The 19707-nt window shown below is 51.9% G+C and carries 13 protein-coding genes and 1 tRNA gene; 7 read left to right on the forward strand and 7 right to left on the reverse strand.

Annotated features, from left to right (window positions below; genetic code table 11):
• The first annotated feature begins 30 nt into the window (after positions 1–30).
• Together secA and BCM14_RS01035 are read left to right on the forward strand one after the other, a co-directional pair.
• Positions 31–2787 carry a preprotein translocase subunit SecA gene (secA, locus tag BCM14_RS01030; protein WP_106226153.1) on the forward strand — a complete coding sequence of 919 codons (2757 nt, stop codon included), beginning with the start codon at positions 31–33 and terminating at the stop codon, positions 2785–2787.
• 27 nt (positions 2788–2814) lie between these two features.
• Positions 2815–3942 carry a M20 family metallopeptidase gene (locus tag BCM14_RS01035; RefSeq protein ID WP_106226154.1) on the forward strand — a complete coding sequence of 376 codons (1128 nt, stop codon included), beginning with the start codon at positions 2815–2817 and terminating at the stop codon, positions 3940–3942.
• 27 nt (positions 3943–3969) lie between these two features.
• On the opposite strand, the gene BCM14_RS01040 is transcribed toward BCM14_RS01035, so the two are convergent.
• Positions 3970–5655 carry an N-acyl-D-amino-acid deacylase family protein gene (locus tag BCM14_RS01040; RefSeq protein ID WP_106226155.1) on the reverse strand — a complete coding sequence of 562 codons (1686 nt, stop codon included), beginning with the start codon at positions 5653–5655 and terminating at the stop codon, positions 3970–3972.
• Between the two features lie 126 nt (positions 5656–5781).
• Between BCM14_RS01040 and ydiK the strand changes: the two genes are divergently transcribed.
• Positions 5782–6828: an AI-2E family transporter YdiK gene (ydiK, locus tag BCM14_RS01045; RefSeq protein ID WP_106226156.1), complete on the forward strand. Its 1047-nt coding sequence runs from the start codon at positions 5782–5784 to the stop codon at positions 6826–6828.
• Positions 6829–6856: 28 nt separating this feature from the next.
• Here the strand turns inward: ydiK and mgtE are convergent, their stop codons facing one another.
• The 3 genes from mgtE to BCM14_RS01060 form a co-directional block, all read right to left on the reverse strand.
• A complete protein-coding gene (mgtE, locus tag BCM14_RS01050; RefSeq protein ID WP_106226157.1) occupies positions 6857–8323 on the reverse strand; it encodes a magnesium transporter in 1467 nt (488 codons plus the stop codon).
• Positions 8324–8327: 4 nt separating this feature from the next.
• The gene (locus BCM14_RS01055) at positions 8328–9524 is read right to left on the reverse strand and encodes a M20 aminoacylase family protein (RefSeq protein WP_106226158.1); all 1197 of its coding nucleotides are present in this window, start codon (positions 9522–9524) and stop codon (positions 8328–8330) included.
• Positions 9525–9591: 67 nt separating this feature from the next.
• Positions 9592–10437, reverse strand: a complete 846-nt coding sequence (locus BCM14_RS01060; RefSeq protein WP_106226159.1) for an inositol monophosphatase family protein — start codon at positions 10435–10437, stop codon at positions 9592–9594.
• Positions 10438–10545: 108 nt separating this feature from the next.
• Here BCM14_RS01060 and BCM14_RS01065 point away from each other — a divergent pair, with 108 nt between their 5' ends.
• The 4 genes from BCM14_RS01065 to BCM14_RS01080 all read left to right on the forward strand — a co-directional run bounded on the left by BCM14_RS01065 (position 10546) and on the right by BCM14_RS01080 (position 15710).
• Positions 10546–12147 (forward strand): FAD-dependent oxidoreductase, encoded by a 1602-nt coding sequence (locus BCM14_RS01065; RefSeq protein ID WP_106226160.1) that lies wholly within the window; start codon positions 10546–10548, stop codon positions 12145–12147.
• 44 nt (positions 12148–12191) lie between these two features.
• The gene (locus BCM14_RS01070) at positions 12192–14360 is read left to right on the forward strand and encodes a glycoside hydrolase family 31 protein (RefSeq protein WP_106226161.1); all 2169 of its coding nucleotides are present in this window, start codon (positions 12192–12194) and stop codon (positions 14358–14360) included.
• Positions 14360–15598 carry an amidase gene (locus BCM14_RS01075; RefSeq protein WP_106226162.1) on the forward strand — a complete coding sequence of 413 codons (1239 nt, stop codon included), beginning with the start codon at positions 14360–14362 and terminating at the stop codon, positions 15596–15598. The genes BCM14_RS01070 and BCM14_RS01075 overlap by 1 nt, the downstream gene beginning before the upstream one ends.
• 36 nt (positions 15599–15634) lie before the next feature.
• Positions 15635–15710, forward strand: a tRNA-Lys gene (locus BCM14_RS01080).
• Between the two features lie 104 nt (positions 15711–15814).
• Here the strand turns inward: BCM14_RS01080 and BCM14_RS01085 are convergent.
• The 3 genes from BCM14_RS01085 to BCM14_RS01100 all read right to left on the reverse strand — a co-directional run bounded on the left by BCM14_RS01085 (position 15815) and on the right by BCM14_RS01100 (position 19654).
• Positions 15815–16102: a hypothetical protein gene (locus BCM14_RS01085; RefSeq protein WP_106226163.1), complete on the reverse strand. Its 288-nt coding sequence runs from the start codon at positions 16100–16102 to the stop codon at positions 15815–15817.
• Between the two features lie 369 nt (positions 16103–16471).
• A complete protein-coding gene (locus BCM14_RS01095; RefSeq protein WP_106226165.1) occupies positions 16472–17743 on the reverse strand; it encodes an NRAMP family divalent metal transporter in 1272 nt (423 codons plus the stop codon).
• Between the two features lie 102 nt (positions 17744–17845).
• A complete protein-coding gene (locus BCM14_RS01100) occupies positions 17846–19654 on the reverse strand; it encodes a tetratricopeptide repeat protein (protein ID WP_106226166.1) in 1809 nt (602 codons plus the stop codon).
• Positions 19655–19707: the final 53 nt, after the last annotated feature.

Below are 19707 nucleotides of genomic sequence, written 5' to 3' on the forward strand. Positions count from 1 at the left end.
GAAGCTACGTTCAATCTGGGCCTTAAACGCATGCTTTCCCTGCTTAAAAAACTTATTGGCACTCGAAACGACCGCTTGCTTAAGCAATATCGTCGGCAGGTGGCGCAAATCAATGCGCTTGAGCCGACCATGCAAGCATTGTCAGATGATGATTTACGGGCCAGTACGCAGAAATTTAAGGATCGTTTAGCTAGCGGTGAAGCACTCGACGACTTATTGCCAGAGGCCTTTGCGGTCGTGCGTGAGGCAGGCAAGCGAGTTTTTGGTATGCGCCACTTTGACGTCCAGTTAATCGGCGGCATGGTACTGCACCAGGGCAAGATCGCAGAAATGCGCACGGGTGAAGGCAAAACCTTGATGGCGACCTTACCGGTGTACCTCAATGCCTTGACTGGCAGAGGGGTTCACGTCGTCACAGTGAACGATTATCTCGCGCGTCGAGACGCTGACTGGATGGGGCGACTATACGGGTACTTGGGTTTAAGCGTCGGTGTCGTTGTACCGCAGCAAGAAAACGATGAAAAAATCCGAGCCTATGCCGCTGATATTACCTACGGTACCAACAATGAGTTCGGGTTTGATTACTTACGTGACAATATGGAATACCGCGTTGAGGATCGCAGGCAGCGCACGCTAGTCTTTGCTATTGTTGACGAGGTCGACTCGATTTTGATTGATGAAGCCAGAACGCCATTGATCATTTCAGGTCAGGCAGAAGACCATACTGAAGTCTACTTACGAATGAATGCGGTGCCTGCGTTATTGACCAGGATGGCGTCAGAGCCCAAGCCAACCGAACCCGAACCCGAAGGCGATTACTGGGTAGACGAAAAAAATCAGCAAGTCTATATCTCTGAGGCTGGTCACGAGAAGGCCGAAACCATTCTGGGCAATCTTCAGCTGTTGCCCCAAGGCCAGTCTTTGTACGAGCCTCGCAATATATCGCTGATGCATCACTTAATGGCCTCGCTGCGCGCCCACAGCTTGTTTCACCGCGATCAGCACTACGTCGTCCAAGACGGCGAAGTCGTGATTGTTGATGAATTTACCGGTCGCCTGATGACAGGTCGCCGCTGGTCCGATGGTCTGCATCAGGCTGTCGAAGCAAAAGAAGCCGTCAAGATTCAGTTCGAGAATCAAACCCTTGCCTCGATCACCTTTCAAAACTTTTTCCGGATGTACGAAAAATTGGCAGGTATGACGGGTACCGCTGATACTGAAGCGTATGAATTTCAAGAGATTTACAGTCTTGAAACCGTCATTATCCCCACTAATCGCAACATGGTGCGTGCGGATCAAAATGATCAGATATACAAAACCACCACCGAAAAATATAACGCGATTATCGTTGACATCAAGGACTGCAAAGAGCGAGGTCAACCAGTTCTTGTCGGTACGACGAGCATTGAGAATTCTGAGTTGCTCTCTGGTTTACTGAAAAAAGCTGGTGTCGCGCATGAAGTGTTAAACGCCAAGCAACATGCTCGCGAAGCAGAGATTGTTGCGCAAGCAGGCAAACCCGGTAACATCACGATCGCTACCAACATGGCCGGTCGAGGGACCGACATTGTGCTGGGTGGCAGTATTGAGCGTCAGATTGAACACATTCGTGCTGACGCGAGTTTGTCTGATGAAAACAAGGAAGCGCAGATAGCAACGATACGAGCTGAATGGCAACCCTTAAACGATCGGGTTAAAGCTGCTGGTGGCTTGCGTATTGTTGGCACAGAGCGCCACGAGTCGCGCCGGATCGATAATCAGTTGCGCGGTCGTGCTGGACGTCAGGGCGATCCAGGTTCGTCAAGGTTTTATCTGTCCCTTGAAGATCCCTTGATGCGGATTTTCGCAGGTGATCGTGTACGTGCGATCATGGATAGGCTCAAGTTACCTGAAGGTGAACCTATCGAGGCAGGCATGGTGAGCCGATCAATCGAGACCGCTCAGCGTAAAGTCGAAGGGCGTAACTTTGACATTCGTAAACAGCTGCTCGAGTACGACGATGTCGCCAATGACCAGCGCAAAGTACTTTATGCCCAGCGCAATGATGTACTTGAATCTGCATCGATCACCGATACGATTGATAATCTGTTAGTGGGTTGTTTCAGTGAAATCGTCAATCGCTACGTACCAGCTGGTTCAGTAGAAGAGCAATGGGATCTGGCTGGTTTGCAAATGGCGCTAGAGTCAGATTGGCAAGTTCAAGTGCCGCTCGTGACCATGCTCGCGCAATCCAAATCCATGTCTGACGAGGATGTGCTTGAAAGCGTGCTTGAGTTTGCGCGCCAGGCCTATCAGCACAAAGCAGATTTGGTTGGCACTGAATCGTGGTCACATTTTGAACGCTCAATTATGCTGCAAGTGATCGATTCACAATGGCGTGAGCATCTTTCATCGCTGGATCATTTGCGACAAGGTATTCACCTGCGTGGCTATGCGCAGAAGAATCCTAAACAGGAATACAAGCGTGAGGCCTTTGAGCTGTTTTCTGACATGCTTGATCGCGTGCGTGATGAGGTCATGAAAATCCTGATGACGGTTCGAGTGCAGTCTCAAGAGGAGATTGCTCAGGCCGAGCTAGAGGCCGCCAATTTAGCGCAAGCGCAAAATGTGCAGTTTCAGCACGCAGACTATCAGGATGCGGATGTGGAGAGCGAGCCGGTTGATAAGGCTCAAGCTACATCAGGCGTCGCCACAGTGCGTAACGTCTTGCCCAAGGTAGGCCGCAACGACGCCTGTCCTTGCGGTAGTGGTAAAAAATATAAGCACTGTCACGGACAGATTCAATAAATCCAGAAAAAGCAAAGGGGAATAGAGATGTCAGACGAACAACAACGACTAGTGAGTGATATCTCTAAATGGATTGAGTGCGAATCTCCTTCAAGCGATACTGCTGCGCTGCATCGGATGGCGGAGATTGCCGCCAGTCAAGCCCGCGTGAGCGGTCTTAAGGTTGAGCTGACTTCGATCGGAGAGAAAAAGCTGCCGTTACTGCTCGTTAGTAATCGCGCCCAAGGCGACACTCGCCCCGGCATTCTCGTGCTGGCGCATCTGGATACCGTTCATCCTGTTGGCACCATTCAGACCCTCAATAAATTGCGCATTGAAGGCGACCGATTGTATGGCCCTGGCAGCTACGACATGAAAGCCGGTGCTTATCTGGCGTTAACTGCGCTTTGTGAGCACGTGCCCGCAGCATCCACCAAGCTACCTGTTGATTACCTTTTGGTACCAGATGAAGAAGTAGGTAGCCATGATTCGAGGCGATTTATCGAAAAATATGCGGCACAAGCCAAGTACACCTTGGTCGCCGAGCCAGCGCGAGCCGATGGTGGCAAATGCGTTACCGCTCGTAAAGGCACGGGGATGGTCAAAATCTGTGTGACCGGCTGTCAATCCCATGCCGGCGTTAATCATGAGAAAGGTCGCAGTGCTATCAAAGAAATGGCTCATCAAGTGTTGGCGATCGAGTCTTTCACTGATTACCAAAGAGGCATTACAGTCAGCGTTGGCAAAATTGCAGGCGGCACAGCAACCAATACCGTGCCGGGGTTTTGTGAGGCGATTGTTGACTTCCGAATCCCTGATGCGCCTGCGGGTGACGAGATTTTGGCTAAATTCAAATCGCTCAAGGCGGTCGGTGCAGATGTTACGGTTGACGTGGATGTCGAACTGAACCGACCACCTATGGTGAAGACACTTCAGTCCGCAGCCTTGCTCGCTCGTATACAAGATCAAGCGATGGCGGCGGGGTTCGAGCTCGAAGAAGCGCCGATGACCGGTGGTGGCAGTGATGCAAACTTCACTTCAGCGATGGGCGTCCCGTCGATTGACGGATTGGGTGCAGACGGCGACGGCGCCCATACCTTGTCAGAGCACATTTTGATTTCAACGCTGCCCAAACGCCTGCAGTTCTGGCGCAACACCTTCAGCAATCTTGATTGAAGTGAAGGTGTGCGTTGTCAGGTTTGCTTAGTTGAAGCTATCCAGCACATGGCCAGGACCTTCGGCCATCTCAACGTAGTTTTTGCCGTCGTGCACCAGACAGCCATTCACCCAGACACCGTGAATGCCACGAGGGGATCGAACCTTTCTCGATCCTCCACCAGGCAAGTCATTTTTATTCTCAAGTTTTGACATCCCTATGGTCGCGGGATCGAACAGCAACATATCCGCTGGTGATCCTTCGAGCAGCCGCCCGCGATTGGGGATGCGAAATCGATCTGCGGCGTCGCTGGTCAGGCGTCGAACGCCTTCAGCAAGTGTGAAGTGGCCTGTCTCGCGAACCCAGTGAGATAAAAAATGCAAGCCAAAGGCTGCATCGCACATATAGATCAGGTGGGCACCCGCATCAGACAGAGTAATTACGCTGGCAGGGTGTTTCAATAAAGGCGCGACGCCTTCATCTATATGGTTATAAAACTTGCCGGTAAAGTGGATCTTCAGGTCTTCTTTGATGGACAGATCAAAAAATACATCCAGTGGGTCTTGGCCGAGCTCTTTTGCAATCGCAAAGATAGACATACCTTCTAATGGTTGATGCTCGGCCATAAAGGTTTCACCAACTTCGATGTAGCGCCAATCACCAAGAAACAGTATGCCTTTTTTGGGCTCAGCCAGATTGGCTTTGAAGTTTGCTCTGAACGCAGGCGTCGCGTAAATCTCTTTGATCGTTTGATGATCTTGTCCTTTGATCGCATCAAACGCTGAGTGACTAAGCAACGGGTAGGGCTCATCGAGAGTAAAGTCAAAAGATAAAGGCTGACAGCTCGTTAGCATGTATAACTCATTGCCTCGAGCCTGGGCTTGTGCACATCTTTCGTAATAGCTCAGGCCTTGCTCTGGCGTGGCTGGGTTGTACATGCTCAAAACGGTTGAGATGTAAGCCGGACGCCCAGTATTTTCGGCGATTTTTTCCATCACATCTGGGTTGGCACGCGACCCGGTCGCCATCATAAAGACGCCTTTTTTCTTCTCGCCCAAGACGTTGGTTAACGCATAAAGCTCTTCTTCGGTGGCGATGGTCGATGGCATTGGCCGACCGCCATAGCCACTATGGTTTGGCGAAAATGAGGAAGCGAAGCCGATTGCGCCAGCATCCATTGCTTCGGCAATCAGAGCTTGCATCGCCTGTAGCTGAGCGGGGGTAGGTGTCTCTGTTTCAGACGCTTCATCGCCCATGACCGCAGTGCGCACAACCGAATGCCCTGCGAAGACCGCAGTATTTAGGTATGGCTTGGTGGCCCGGAGCTGATCCATATATTCTTTGAAGGATTCGAACTCCCATTTGATCCCCATGCGCAATGCGTTTAAATCCATGCCTTCTACAACGGACAAGTTCTTAATCATTGTTTCGCGCAGATTGGCGGGGCAGGGGGCGATACCGAAGCCGCAATTTCCCATCACTGCCGTGGTGACCCCAAGCGCAGGCGAAGGCGACATGGTTCTATCCCACGTTACTTGCGCATCGAAATGCGTATGTAAGTCAACGATGCCGGGCATGAGAGATAAGCCTTTCGCGTCGAGTTCGTGCGCGGCAGTATCGGCAATTAGTCCGATTTTTTTCACGACGCCGTCTGCAACACCTACGTCAGCAAAGTGAGCTGGGTTGCCCAGTCCGTCAAACACTTGAGCGTTACGAATGATGAAATCGTACATCCTGTCTCCTGATCAAAGTCGGTTGCGATGACACATTGTTATCTTTTCTTCGACTATAACGCTTCTGCGTACCACTTATAATCAGATCCAAGCCCCATATCCGAAACGTTACTTCACTAGGCTGCTATGCAAAATAACCTCACGCGTAATACCTTGGCTGTTGTTTGCATTTTTGCGCTACTTGCTTTGTCCATATGGGTGCTCAAGCCATTCTTGGCTGCCACAGTCTGGGCAGGTATGATTGTTGTGGCGACTTGGCCAACGCTGATCTTGCTCGAACGCCTCTTTGGTGGTCGGCGAGGCCCGGCGGTTGCCGTGATGACGTTGGCGATGCTGTTGTTGCTGGTCATGCCCTTGTGGTGGGCGGTCAGCACCATTGTCAAAAATTCAGACGACATCATTCAGGTGAGCAGCCACTTGGCAGCAGGTGGTTTGCCTGCAGCACCCGAGTGGCTTAAAACAACTCCTTTGGTTGGTGAAAAGTTGGCGACCGCTTGGGCTGACCTGGTTGCCGGTGGTGCTGAGGGATTAACGGAACACGTCGCTCCCTACGCAACCCAAACGGGCAGATGGATATTTTCGCAATTCGGCGGTCTGGGGGGTCTCTTAGTTCAGTTTTTGCTCGTGATACTCATTGCGGCTATTTTGTACGCCAGTGGTGAAGACGCAGCGATTTTGCTTAAAAAAATTGGGTATCGCCTGGGCAGCGCACGTGGCGAGAAAGTGATGATTCTGGCAGGTCAAGCCATCCGCGGCGTGGCACTCGGGGTGGGCGTGACGGCAGTCGCTCAGACGACACTGGGAGGTTTAGGCCTTGTTGTGGCGGGCGTTCCTTTTGCCGGGGTATTGTCGGCAGCGATGCTCATGCTTTGCATTGCACAGGCGGGCCCGATGCTGGTTCTGTTACCAGTCGTCGGCTGGATGTACTGGCAAGGTGATCACACTTGGGCAACCGTGCTGCTGATCTGGAGCCTGATGGTAGCGAGTCTAGACAATATCCTGCGACCCATGCTAATCAGAAGAGGTGCTGATCTGCCGCTACTTTTGATTCTGGTTGGGGTCTTAGGTGGTTTGCTGACCTTCGGGTTGATTGGTATTTTTGTAGGGCCTGTCACACTGGCAGTCACTTACACCTTGATGCAATCCTGGCTCGAAGAGGGCGAGCACGCCTAGCTTGGTTGCGGGCGCGTCGGCTTCGAGCTTAAATCAAAAAGATCGTCGCCAATCCCAGGAAAATCAAAAATCCAAGAGAATCTGTGGCGAAGGTAAGTAGTACAGAGGACCCTAGCGCAGGATCTTTACCGAAACGGGCCCGCGTCATGGGCACTAGGACGCCCACGCACGCCCCAACTAGCATGTTGGCAATCATGGCAGCCATCATTACTAAGGCAATCGGTAAGGATCGGGAGATGCCCCACGAGAATCCAGCAGCCACGATACTGCCCATCAAGCCGACAAGAAATGTGACCAGCAGCTCTCTCTTAATCAAAGCCCAAAGATTTTGTCCGGTTACGCGACCAACTGCTAATGCACGGATGATGAGTGTCATGGTCTGATTACCAGAATTACCCCCGATACCGGCAACAATGGACATCAAAAATGCCAACATGACGATGGTGCTAACGGTATCTTCAAATCGCGAGGCTACAAACGACGCGATCGAGGCTGTGCACAGATTGAGCATCAGCCACGGCGCGCGATTGCGCAAGGCCATCGCGACAGGGGCGAAAATGTCCTCTTCTTGCATACCAGCGCGCGAGAGCGCCTGCTCGTCAGAGTCTTCGCGGATCACATCGACGACCTCGCCGATGGTTACTCGACCGATCAGTCGACCAATCCCGTCGACAACAGGTGCTGAGATCAGGTCATAGCGTTCAAAGGCATTGGCCGCGTCAGAGTCGGTATCAAGCGGGCTTAGTGATAGGTAATCTGTACCCATTACGTCGCGCACCTCGATTTCGGGTTCGTTGACGAGCAACGCCGACAGTGACAAGGTCCCAAGTAATTTATCCTGTCGATCAACAACAAAAATCTGATCGGTGTGGTCTGGCAGTTCGGGTAGTCGTCGTAAATAACGATGTACGACTTCTAGCGACACATCTTCGCGAACGCGCACCATTTCAAAATCCATGATCCCACCGACACTGTCATCGGGGTATCCCATGGCTTCGATCAGACGTGCACGTTCTTCAACGGTCAGTCCTTTCTGAACTTCGGTGACGATGTCCGGTGGCAAATCAGGTGCCAGATCCGCCAGCTCATCTGCGTCCATCTCACTGGTCGCGGCCATGATGTCCTGCCGGTTCATGGCTTCAAGCAGCGACTCCCTCACCCAATCGCTTACTTCGAGCAATACGTCCGCATCAAAAGCCGCTGAGACCAGGCGCCAGATCATCTGCCGCTCAGTTTTAGGGAGCGACTCTAGAATAAAAGCGATATCTGCTGGATGCAGTGAGTTGACGAAACCCTGCAGCTCAGCCTCATGTTGGCGTTGCAGCAGGTTTTCAACCAAATCCGCCCGATCTCCACCTTCGGCCTGGCGATGAACGAGATTTTCAATTACCTCGTGCCGGTGCAGAACCTCTTGTACACGGGTGAGTGCAAGCTGGGCATCTTCAGGATCCAGCCGGCGGAGGGCTGCGGGGGATTCGGTCGAGGGATGTGTCATGCAATCACGACTGTGCCATCCATTCTTGTGCCAGCTTCACCCAATAGGTAGCGCCGAGGGGCAACAAGTCGTCGTTGAAATCGTAAGAGCCATTATGAAGCGTGCACGGGCCAAGGCCATGCCCCGCCAACCGGTGATCGCCCATGCCATTGCCGATAAAGACGTAGCAACCTGGTACCTCTTGCAGCATGAAGGCGAAATCTTCTGCCCCCATCGTCGGCTCGACAGAGTCGTTGACGTTTTCATCGCCGACGATCGTACGCATGACTTTTGCTGCAAAGGCGGTTTCTTTCGGATGGTTGATGGTCGGCGGATAGGTGCGGTCAAATTCAAAATCTGCCTCGCAACCCAAAGCAATGGCCGTGTTTTCGGCAATTTCTTTAATCCGCTTTTCGATTAAATCGAGCGTCTCGAGTGTGAAGGTTCTGACTGTACCTCGCAGCACGGTCTCATTTGCAATGACGTTATCTGCGCTACCCCCGTGAATTTGAGTGATGCTTAACACCGCGGCGTCAACTGGCTTTCTGTTGCGGGTGATGATGGTTTGTAGGGATTGGGCTATTTGAACGGCAGCCATGATTGGGTCGGCACCGAGATGTGGGAGGGCTGCATGGGCGCCCTTACCCTTGACCGTGATGATGAAGCGATTGCTCGAGGCCATCATCGGGCCTGGTGTCACTGCAAAACTACCTACTTTGCTATTCGGCCAGTTGTGCATACCGAATACCGCATCCATGGGGAATTTCGTAAACAGGCCATCGTCCATCATTCTCTTCGCGCCGGCATAACCCTCTTCTGCCGGTTGAAAAATCACATACACAGTGCCAGCGAAATCGTTGTGCTCGGCCAGATAGTGGGCAGCGTTCAATAGCATGGCGGTATGGCCGTCATGCCCGCAACCATGCATTTTGCCCTCGTGCTTGCTGGCGTGAGGAAACGTATTGACCTCTTGCATGGGCAGTGCATCCATGTCTGCGCGCAAGCCGATTGCGCGGGTTCCTGCAATCTTGCCTTTGATAATGCCAACAACACCCGTACCGCCAAGACCCCTATGAATCGGAATACCCCATTTCTCGAGGGATTGAGCGACGACATCAGCCGTACGGTTTTCTTCGTATGCGAGCTCAGGATGGGCGTGAATATCGCGACGGATGGCCTGGATTTCAGCTTGCCAGTTTAAAAAAGGTTCGAGAATTTTCATGGGATTTACTCTTGTGCGGAAAGGTAATCACATTATCGACTAATTGGGCGGTTTTTCAACTCTAGTCTTAACGAGGAGCCAAAGGGTTAAGGTAAGGCCTCACCATATCAAACAATTTTGGCTGGATGGCAGTGTTACCCGATACGATATTGCCATCAATAGGCCAAGGGTGTTTGCCGCGCAGGTCTTCAACGATCCCTCCGGACTCACGCACCAATAATGTTCCTGCCGCAACATCCCAAGGGGCTAAGCCCATCTCCCAATAACCATCGAAGCGCCCACAGGCTACCCAGGCAAGGTCGAGCGCGGCGGCGCCGTTGCGCCGGATGCCGCGGGTCTGATGGATGGCATCTTTTAATGCAGGCATGTATTCGTCGGTGAAAGAATAGTCTCTGAAGGGCAGACCAGTGCCAAGCAGTGCCTGGCTGAACTCGGTGGTCCTTGAACAGTGGATGGGTGAGCCGTTTAGCTGAGCGCCTGCACCACGGATCGCCGTGAACATTTCGTCTCGACAGGGGTCATACACGACTGCGACCAATGGCGTGTCGACCAGCAGAGGCGAGCCATTTTGATCAGGTGTTCCCGCATGACCGATGAGCCCGATCGATACAGCATATTGTGGGATGCCGTGCAGGTAGTTTGTGGTGCCATCCAGCGGGTCGATATACCAAGTCGCGCGGCCGCTGGGCTTGCCACCGGTTTCCTCTGCCACAATGCCAAACTCGGGCGTACCGCGTTTGAGTACCGCCAGGCACGCTTGCTCTGCGAGACGATCGGCCTGAGAGACGAGATCGTTTCTGCCCTTGTGGTCAATAACAAGTTCGGCGCGACGTTTGCTAAAGGACTGAAGCACCTCAGCAGCTGCTCTGGCAGCTTCAATGGCGGTAGTTTGCGCGCGGTTGAGGTCAGTCATGAGGATGTTTTCCGAGAGATGGTCAAATTCCGTTTAGGATGTTGAGTTTACGCTGTCGGCCTGGTTGCTGGCGGACATCGATTTTGGTCTCGAGCAGAGCTGTTAACAATGACGAATGAGTTTCAACGACTTAAATGGATTTGGGCAGGTTTACCCAGTTTCACATTGGCTGATTTGGCCATTGACGCAGAGCGTTTGAGTCAGATTTTGTCGTGGTGGCGCAGCGATCCCGCTAAGCCAGCCCGTTTGCACATCGTAGGCTGGGTTGACCGGATAAGCGTTCTCAGTGAAGCGATAACGGCTGATCCTTCATCGTTATCCTTGTCGTCGCCGTTACAAGCGTTACCCCCGGATTTGCCGGGCGTACATCGAATTTCGCTCGACGAAGCGTGCGTGACGTTGACCCTGTTTGTCGGTGAAAGGATAGCCGCAGTGACCCAATTGCGTGGGCACGTGGACGCGGTATGGACTGAGAAACGATTGGTGTGCGACGCAGGCGCGATCCAGAGCTTGCTCAAGCGTAACCGCTTGGAGAGAGATCCTTGGCTGGCTGAGCGCCATCCGCCAGCGGTTAAGTCTGCTAAGGGTCAAGAAAAAACTGTCATCATTGTGGGCGGTGGTCTTGCAGGTATGACCATCGCGCGGGCCTTGGCCTCTTCTGGGTGGCAAGTGACCGTCCTCGATGGTGATGGGGTCACTGAACCGTCCTTGCATTCAGGTCATCACAGCGCAGCGATTACCCCACAGATTTCAACAGACGATGATCATCGCGCACGCTTGTCCCGAGCTGGGCTGCTGAGCGCACTGTCCCAATGGCGTGATGTGCCAGCCAGCATTGCTAATTGGTGCGGCTCGATTCAGCTCGAAAGACTGGAGGGCGGCCGCGTGGTTGATCTGCAAGACCAGGCCAAAACACTTGGTTTTGACCTGGGGTGGGTGAGATATGTCGATCGCGATGAGGCCAGCGTGTTAGCAGGCAGCCCCGTGAACAGAGGTGGCTTGTATTTTTCGATGTCATGCCAGGTCCAACCGAACCAACTGGTTGCTTGGCTGGCAGATATCGACGGTATTGCCATTGTAAAAAAACAGGTAGGCCGTATCGCTCGAGCTGGGGATGTCTGGCAGACTTACGAGCAGTCATGTGACCGGTTGTTGGCTTCGGCAACAAAAATAATTTTAGCTAATAGCACTCAGAGTAAAGGTCTGCTGGCGCAAAGCAATCTGTTGGCAGAAAGAGCGAGATTGCAAGGTTTGCACGCTTTAGGCGGCGAGATTTCGCTAATCCCACTGAGTGCCGTTGACGGTGGGCCGTCAATGATTATTGGTGGGGATGGCTATGTATTGCCTGCAAAAGACGGCTTGTGCGTATCGGGCGCCACTTATATTCACGCCCCTCAAAGGGTAGAAACGACGCACGCCGGGCGCCATCGCAATCTTGATCGGGCAGCCGATCTGCTTGGTTTGCCCTTGCTTGGGCAGTCCCTGGCGGCAGATGAGTTAGCAGGGTGGGCTGGGCTGAGAGCCGTCCTGCCGGGCCGTTTTCCGGCAATCGGACCACTCAATGAGGTCCCTGGCTTATGGGTTGCGACCGGGTTTGCATCGCGTGGCTTGACGTGGTCATCCCTCGCAGCAGACTTGATTTTGGCGGCGTTCGAAGGGCAGCCAATCCCGCTAGAAAACGATTTACTTAAAGAAGTGAATCCTAATTGAGCATAATTGCTACAATGTTGTGAGAAATGACAACTTAAGAAAACATGCATCTCGACTCGCTCAAGCTCTCCGATACGTTGCCGACTAAAGTCGGTTTTGATCTCGGTAGTGGATTAAAACTCGTTGTCGAACCGCATGCACCTGGCGTGTTTCGCGTTCGCGTGGGTAAAGCAGAATCCGTTGCAGGCGATATTTTGCCTGGCACGCGTGCAAAAGTGCACGCTGATTATTTGCTTGCCCGGCCCGAGGCTGTCTCTGAGATGCAAGTTGAGCCGCTCGAAAATACGACCACTGGCTGGCGACTGACTCAAGGCGAAGTAAGTATTGAGCTTACCAGCCGCCCCTTCTCGTTAACCTTGAATCGCCAGGGCAATAAAGTGCTCACCTTGTCGGACGCGGGCATTCAGTATGTTGATACTGCCTGGTACCTTGGCTTTGATCTCGAAGCGCAAGAGAAGATTTTTGGCCTTGGCGAATCAGAGGGCGATCTCGATCGTCGCAATGAAGTGATCGTCTCTGACGAGCCTACCCATCGGGCTTTGCCTCTGGCTTGGAGTACTTCTGGCTGGGGTATTTACGTCAACTCCTTGAAACGAGTCGAGCATGACTTAGGTGTCGACTCTTCCAGTGTTTATCAGTTGTCGGTTGAAGACGAAACACTCGATCTGTTTCTGTTTGCCGGTGAGCCCGCAGAAATTCTGAATCAGTACACCCAGTTGACGGGCCGGGCTGGCCAACCGGTTTTGTGGTCTATGGGCGTGTGGCTTGAGCAAGCGGCTGGTCAGACTGCGACACAAACCGCTGAGACAATTGCCGATTTCCGCAAAAGAAAGATTGCCGTTGACGGTGTGCTGATGTTGACGCCCGCGGCGTGGTCTTATCAAGATTCCAAGTTGACCCCCGATTGGGATGCGCTGCGATTTCCAGACGCTAAGCAAGTGCTGGATTTGTTTGCTAAACGCTCGATTCATCTGTGTTTGCATACCTTGCCGGCCGTGCTCGTCGGCAGTTCGTTATTTGAAGAGCTCGAAGATCGCGGGTGGTTGCTGATTAAAGAGTCAGGCGAAGCCAACGTGTTTCAGGGTAATGCAGTCACACGAGGCGAACCTTTCGCGTTGCTCGACTTGACGCACAAAGATGTCTATAACGCGTGGGCAGAACGCCATCGTCACTTGGCCGAAGAAGGTGTTGGGGCCACTGCATGCGATGTGCAATTTGATATCCCGGATGATGTGACCGCTCGTGGTGGCGAAAGTGGTGCCGCATTGCGAGCACTGTACCCTGCACTGGCGCGGCGTGCGCTGTTTGAAGCTGCTGCCGGCCACAAAGTACCCCCTGAGGGTGTTGTCTTCAGTAACGATCTGTTCCCGGCGTCGCAAAGATTGTTGTGGCAGCAGGCTCCTCGCGTTGCCAATGACTGGTCGGGATTGCAACACACTCTGCGTACTGCTTTATCGGTTGGTGCGAGCGGTGTCCCCGTGCAGTTTCACTCGATTGGCAACGCCCTGGCACCGTTGGATAACATGACGCCTGAGCTTTATCTGCGTTGGCTTGGTATGGCTGTTCTGTCCGGTAATTTCTGTTTTCAGGGTAATGAAGGGCTGACACCGACCTCGCTGGATGAGCAGACGCAAACGATCGTTCAAGGTTGGTTGCAGTTGCGTTATCGATTGATCCCCTATGTCTTGGGGGCGATCGAAGATGCTGCGAGAACTGGTTTGCCTGTGCAACGATCCATGGCGATGTCGTTCCCGTCTGACGCTCAGGCCCACCGTTGGGATACTCAATATCTTTTGGGGCCTGCGGTTCTGGTCGCTCCAGCGATGCAACCAGGTCGTGAAATTCAGGTTTATCTGCCTAAAGGCGAGGCTTGGTGGGATTTGAACACCGGGTGGCGCTACGAAGGCGGGATAACGCTTACGATGGATTGTGGTCTTGACACGCTGCCTGTGTTCGGTCGTGAAGGCCATATGTTGTGCCTAGGACCGACAGCTCAGCACACGGGTGAATTTAATTCAGCGCGTATTTTGGATGAAGTTTGGATGTTCGGTATGCCAATCCACAATCCTGTGGTGATGCGTAACAAAATTCGGGTGATGCAAATGCAAGGATCGAGTTATATCAAAGGGCTGGAAGGATTGAGAATCCTTCCGTCAGAAGGTCTGGAGGTGAAGCGACGTGGCGCCGAAGTGCGTATTTCAAGAGCACGATAATGTTAGACTCATCTCGAGATAGCCTAGAAAAATACCTCGCTCGCATTGCAGAGCGGGATGACAAAGTTAAAGCATTTGTCTGGCACCAGCCGGACGAGGTCAGGGCTCAATACGATCGCCTACCGGCTAATTCAAAGAATTTGCCTTTGTTCGGTGTCCCCGTCGCGGTTAAAGATATTATCGATACAGTCGATATGCCGACTGAATACGGATCTAAAGCTTTCGCGGGTCATCGCCCCAAGGCTGATGCGGCTGTCGTGGCGCGCTTGAAAACCGCAGGCGCAATCATCATGGGTAAGACTGTAACGACTGAGTTCGCTCATACGCATGCTGGCCCAACAGTCAACCCACATAATTTTGCGCATAGTCCAGGCGGGTCATCAAGTGGTTCGTCCGCGGCGGTGGCCGATGGCATGGTGCCCCTGGCGTTCGGGTCGCAGACAGGCGGATCGACGATTCGGCCATCCTCCTTTTGTGGCATTGTTGGATTCAAGCCAACTTACGGGCTAATTCCTCTGACAGGGGTTAATCCTTTCTCGGTGACTCTGGATACGATTGGCATTCATGCCAAACAGGTAGTTGATGCTGCCGTAATGTATTCGGTACTTCGTGGGCAAACGATGCCGCCGATTCAACAAAGCTATGATTTGAAGATCGGTTGGTTCCCTGGTCCTCTCGCAGAACGGGCTGACCCAGAGATGCAGCAAGTGCTGAAATTGGCCAAATCAACTTTGCTGAAGCGAACGGGTATCGAATTCGTCAATCTTGAATTGCCAACCAAAGACTTCATCGACTTGACAGAGGGCAATAACGTGATTGCCGCCTATGAGGGCGCGCAGTACCACCGATATGTTTACGCCAGGGGGCCTGAGTTGCTGGGGCCCGCGACACGCGCGATGATTGAAAAGGGCATGGCGATCCCAGAGGCTGAATATAAGGCGCAAGTCGAGCATTTGAAGCGGTGCAGGGTGAAGTTTGCTCAGACCTTGGAGAGTGTCGATGCCATCCTTACGTTCAGCGCTGTCGGCGAGGCGCCTCTGCTTGAGCAGGGCACCGGTGATTCAGTCTTTAATCGCGCTTGGACAAGCCTAGGTACGCCTTGTATCAACTTACCTTTTGCCAAGAGCGCGGCAGGCTTGCCGTTAGGTGTTCAACTGGTGAGCGCAGTGGGCCGTGACTTTAGATTGTTACAAATAGCTAGTCAGCTTGAGAAGATGTTTCCACGCCAGCCGATTTGACACAGTTATCATAAATAAGTCATAATGTCTGGCTTGGGGTCGGTAGCTCAGTCGGTAGAGCAGCGGACTTTTAATCCGTTGGTCGCGAGTTCGAGTCTCGCCCGACCCACCAAGAAAAAGTAGTCGTAAAAAATAAGGGCTTGTATAAAAACAAGTCCTTTTTTACGTCTAAAACCAGTCGATCAGTACAAACCTAACTCATTATTTGCACAAATATCACTGTCCGATGGACTTTGTGCAAGCAAGTACCACTAACGCTTGGGTTTTGCTCAGATCATCGCTAGTCTGCTTGATTAGCCCCTCAAGATGACGAAAAATTGGTACATCCACCCCTTGGGCGATTTCGTCCGCTTTAAAAGAAGTCAGTCGATCCAGAGAGTCAAGGCTAGCTATTGCGTCAGAATAGGCCTGAGCGACCTTGGCTCCTTCCGCCTTCACCAACGCCACAACATCTCTATAGTGACTGGTTTTAGTTGACCAGGTATCCAACGACGCCAATTGCACTTGAAACTATTCTTCGCGTTGCTTGAGTCGCGAACGCATCGTGTCTACCGATTTTGTGCCGTTACGCAGCAAAACGTTTTTAAAATCTTGCGCTTGTCGTCTTACGATGATCAGCATGTCGCGTGAAGCTATTGCAAAATCCTGAGCCTCAAAAACTGATGACAACCTATCCGAACACTCATTAGCGAACGTGACCGCAGTGCTCATCAACAGACTTAGGTAAAGTAAATAGTTGGCCACCCTGGTGGTTCTTTTCATTGCTACCGCCTGCTCAAAGATTAAGTTTTAGTGCAGTGATTAAGTCGCCCCACTGTGTGGCTTCTTGAGCAAGAAACTGGTCAGTGAGAAGTAATGAGGCGTTGCTGCTAGCTATCCGACAAACATCCAGGCCGCCGCAATCCCCATAATTCCTGTTGCCAACCAACCCAAGAATAGGATTATCTTGGATGCGGTAAACGAACCCATCACAGCAGGTTTTGCAGAGAGCAGCAAAATGACAACCATCAACGGGACCGCGACAACGCCGTTAATCACAGCACTCCAGAACAACGCCTTCATCGGACTAATGGGTGAATATTGAATCGCCAGAGCAACGAGAACGCTGGTGGCGATGACGGTATAGAATTTTTTGGACTGTTGTGCCGTGTCCTCAAGGCTGGAGCGCCAGTTAAAGACTTCAGCCACTGCATAGGCTGCTGAGCCAGCCAGAACAGGCACGCCAATCAGCCCAACCCCTAAAATGCCAGCGGCAAAGAGCCAATAGGCAAAATCCCCGGCAAGAGGCTTGAGGGCCGAGGCAGCTTGTGCCGCCGTGGTGATGTCAGTAATGCCTGCGGTATGTAATGTCAAAGCCGTTGCCAAAATGATGAAGTACGCGGCTAGATTAGAGTAAAACATCCCACCCCAAGTATCCCATTTGATTCTCGTCAACTCGGATTGAACCACTGAGTCATTCTCATCCAGTAAGCTTTTCTGATGGCGAAGATTCATATCCTCGACTTCTTGCGAGGCTTGCCAAAAAAACAAATAAGGGCTGATGGTGGTACCGAAGACGCCAACGATGACTGCGGCTGCGCTAGCGTTCATTTCAAAGGACGGTACAAATGTGCGCCAAACGACTTCGTCCCAAGGAACATGGATAGTCAGCAACACTGCTGCATAAGCCAACAGCGAGACGGTTAGCCACTTAAGAAAATATACATAGCGATGATAAGGCAACAGTATCTGCAAGATGAGCGTGATAAATACGAACAGCGCGGTCATCAGATGCCAGTTCAGGCCAGTCACCAAAGAGGCAACTTCCCCCATCGCAGCCAAATCTGCAGCAATATTTAAGATGTTTGCAACTAAGAGAAGACCCACCAACGACACCAGAACGATAGGTGGAAAGCTGGCTTTAATATTCGCAGCTAAGCCTTGTCCCGTCACCCGGCCAATCCGGGCGCACAAGACTTGAACGGCTGACATGAGAGGGTAAGCCAGTGGCATCGTCCATAGCATGTTCAGGCCGAACTGCGCACCCGCCTGAGAATAGGTGACGATGCCACTAGGGTCGTCATCGGCGACGCCCGTTACAAAACCTGGCCCCACTTTTGTTAGCGGATGCTGTCTGATCCTGCCCCACCATTCGGCTACTTTCATCTGAGGTCTGATTGGGCGATTGTCATGAGGGTCAGTGTATCCCTGAACTTGCTTTGAGTCGCAAATTAAAAAATTGAGACCTTTGAGCCCTTAAGCAAAAGACTAAAGGCGTTTCAGTTCGGTTTTTAAATCCACAGCTACCTTGGTCAAAACGGTATCCCAGTCGTAGAGGGACTCTTGTCGATAGAGTTTTACCGAGGGGTACCACGGGTTGTCAGTCCTACCTAATTGCCAGCGCCAGTCAGGCGTATAAGGTAGAAGAATCCATGTTGGTTTGTTCAGTGACGCGGCCAGGTGGGCCACACTGGTATCAACACTGATGATGACATCCATCAGTTCGCAGAGAGCAGCTGTGTCGCTGAAGTCATGTATATCGTCGCCAAAGCAGATGATCTTTTTTTCTTGATCCAATAAAGTCAGATCGTCAGGAGAGAAATCTTTTTGTAAGCTGATGTAGTCAAACCCCGCGGGCAACTGTCTTAGAAGCAGTGACAGGCTTACGCTACGGATATGATCGTTCATATTGACGGAATTCCCACCCCAAACAAGTCCGATGCGTGACCTGTTTTTATTGCCCAGCTTCAGGCCCCATTGCCTTAACTTTTCTGGGTTGCTTTGGATGTCAGGACTAACTGAAGGGATAGTGTCTAACTCTGTCTTGAAGGCCAACGGTAACGACATTAAGGGGCAGTGGTAATCGAAATCAGGTAGCGCATCGCCGGATGCCACCACTTGTCTGATGCCCCGTAGATTGCTTAATAATTGAGCTAGCGGTCGTTGCACTTCCAGGATGATGGTTGCGCCAAGCTTGGCTACTGAATCAACATAACGACAAAATTGAATCGTGTCTCCTAATCCTTGCTCCGCGTAGAGCAAGATGGTTTTTCCTTGTAAGGACTGATCGCCAAGCCAGAGAGGCTGTGGGTAATTTCTTTTTTCGTTGAAGGATGGCAGGCCAGATTTCTTCCAGCGCCACTCGTATCTGAGAAAGCCTTCGCGGAAGTTGCCAAGCAACAAATGGCTGAGAGATAAATTGACGTGAGCGTCGGCGAAGTCAGGTTTGCAATGAATGGCACTGGTGAACGCATTGATCGCCTCGTCAACCCTTTTTAAGGCAAGCAGGGCGCCACCGCGATTGTTATGTGCTTCGGCATGACCTGGATTAATGGCGAGGATTTTTTCATAACTGATCAGGGCGTCGTCCAAGCGCTTTAATTGGTGTAACGCGATCCCTTGATTGATATAAACATCAAGGTGATCCGGCTTGATCTCGACGACTTTTGCAAAGCTTGCGAGCGCGTCGTCCCAGCGCTTGAGCAGCAAAAGAACGTTGCCGTGCCGAAAGAACGCTTCAAAAGAGCCTGGTTCGACCCGACCTGCCTCGGCGTAAATAATGAGTGCTTCGTCGTAAAGCTTTATTTCTACCAGGCTGTCGCCTAAGTTGAGATAAGCATCCGTATAGTCGGGTTTGCAAGTTGTTGCGCTGATAAAACTTGCGATTGCTTCATCCCAGCGTTTGAGGTGCGCCAGCGTATTGCCTCGGTTGTTGTGCGCTTCGGCAAAATCTGGTTTGAGACTGATTGCCTGGTCATAATTGACGAGCGCTTCGTCTAGCCTGTTCAAATCCTGTAGTGCGTTACCGAGGTTGTTGTAAGACTGTGGGTGAGTTGGATTGATGGCAATCGCTCTTGACAAGAAATCCAGTGCCTGGACGTAGTTTTTCTTTCTTGCCGCAACAACGCCCAGCAGTTGCAACGCATCAAAATGTTCTGGCGCGAGTGCTAGAACTTGCTCGTAAGTGCTGATCGCATCTTCAATCGATCCGATTTGATAAAGCATGGCGCCAAGTCTCGCCAGTCTCTCGGCTTCTCCCTGCTTTGCTTCTACTGACGGATTGGGTTGAGAGTCCATGTGAGGCTTCTAAGAGGTTTAGTTGGGGCGCAGTCAAGTAATAATAGCGACTT

Source organism: Jezberella montanilacus (assembly GCF_003003055.1).
Taxonomy (GTDB): domain Bacteria; phylum Pseudomonadota; class Gammaproteobacteria; order Burkholderiales; family Burkholderiaceae_B; genus Zwartia; species Zwartia montanilacus.

Excerpts from the sequence above, each read along its gene's own strand:
- secA (WP_106226153.1), top strand. The coding sequence starts at position 31 with ATGCTTTCCCTGCTTAAAAAACTTATTGGCACTCGAAACGACCGCTTG.
- BCM14_RS01035 (WP_106226154.1), top strand. The coding sequence starts at position 2,815 with ATGTCAGACGAACAACAACGACTAGTGAGTGATATCTCTAAATGGATT.
- BCM14_RS01040 (WP_106226155.1), bottom strand. The coding sequence starts at position 5,655 with ATGTACGATTTCATCATTCGTAACGCTCAAGTGTTTGACGGACTGGGC.
- ydiK (WP_106226156.1), top strand. The coding sequence starts at position 5,782 with ATGCAAAATAACCTCACGCGTAATACCTTGGCTGTTGTTTGCATTTTT.
- mgtE (WP_106226157.1), bottom strand. The coding sequence starts at position 8,323 with ATGACACATCCCTCGACCGAATCCCCCGCAGCCCTCCGCCGGCTGGAT.
- BCM14_RS01055 (WP_106226158.1), bottom strand. The coding sequence starts at position 9,524 with ATGAAAATTCTCGAACCTTTTTTAAACTGGCAAGCTGAAATCCAGGCC.
- BCM14_RS01060 (WP_106226159.1), bottom strand. The coding sequence starts at position 10,437 with ATGACTGACCTCAACCGCGCGCAAACTACCGCCATTGAAGCTGCCAGA.
- BCM14_RS01065 (WP_106226160.1), top strand. The coding sequence starts at position 10,546 with ATGACGAATGAGTTTCAACGACTTAAATGGATTTGGGCAGGTTTACCC.
- BCM14_RS01070 (WP_106226161.1), top strand. The coding sequence starts at position 12,192 with ATGCATCTCGACTCGCTCAAGCTCTCCGATACGTTGCCGACTAAAGTC.
- BCM14_RS01075 (WP_106226162.1), top strand. The coding sequence starts at position 14,360 with ATGTTAGACTCATCTCGAGATAGCCTAGAAAAATACCTCGCTCGCATT.
- BCM14_RS01095 (WP_106226165.1), bottom strand. The coding sequence starts at position 17,743 with ATGAAAGTAGCCGAATGGTGGGGCAGGATCAGACAGCATCCGCTAACA.
- BCM14_RS01100 (WP_106226166.1), bottom strand. The coding sequence starts at position 19,654 with ATGGACTCTCAACCCAATCCGTCAGTAGAAGCAAAGCAGGGAGAAGCC.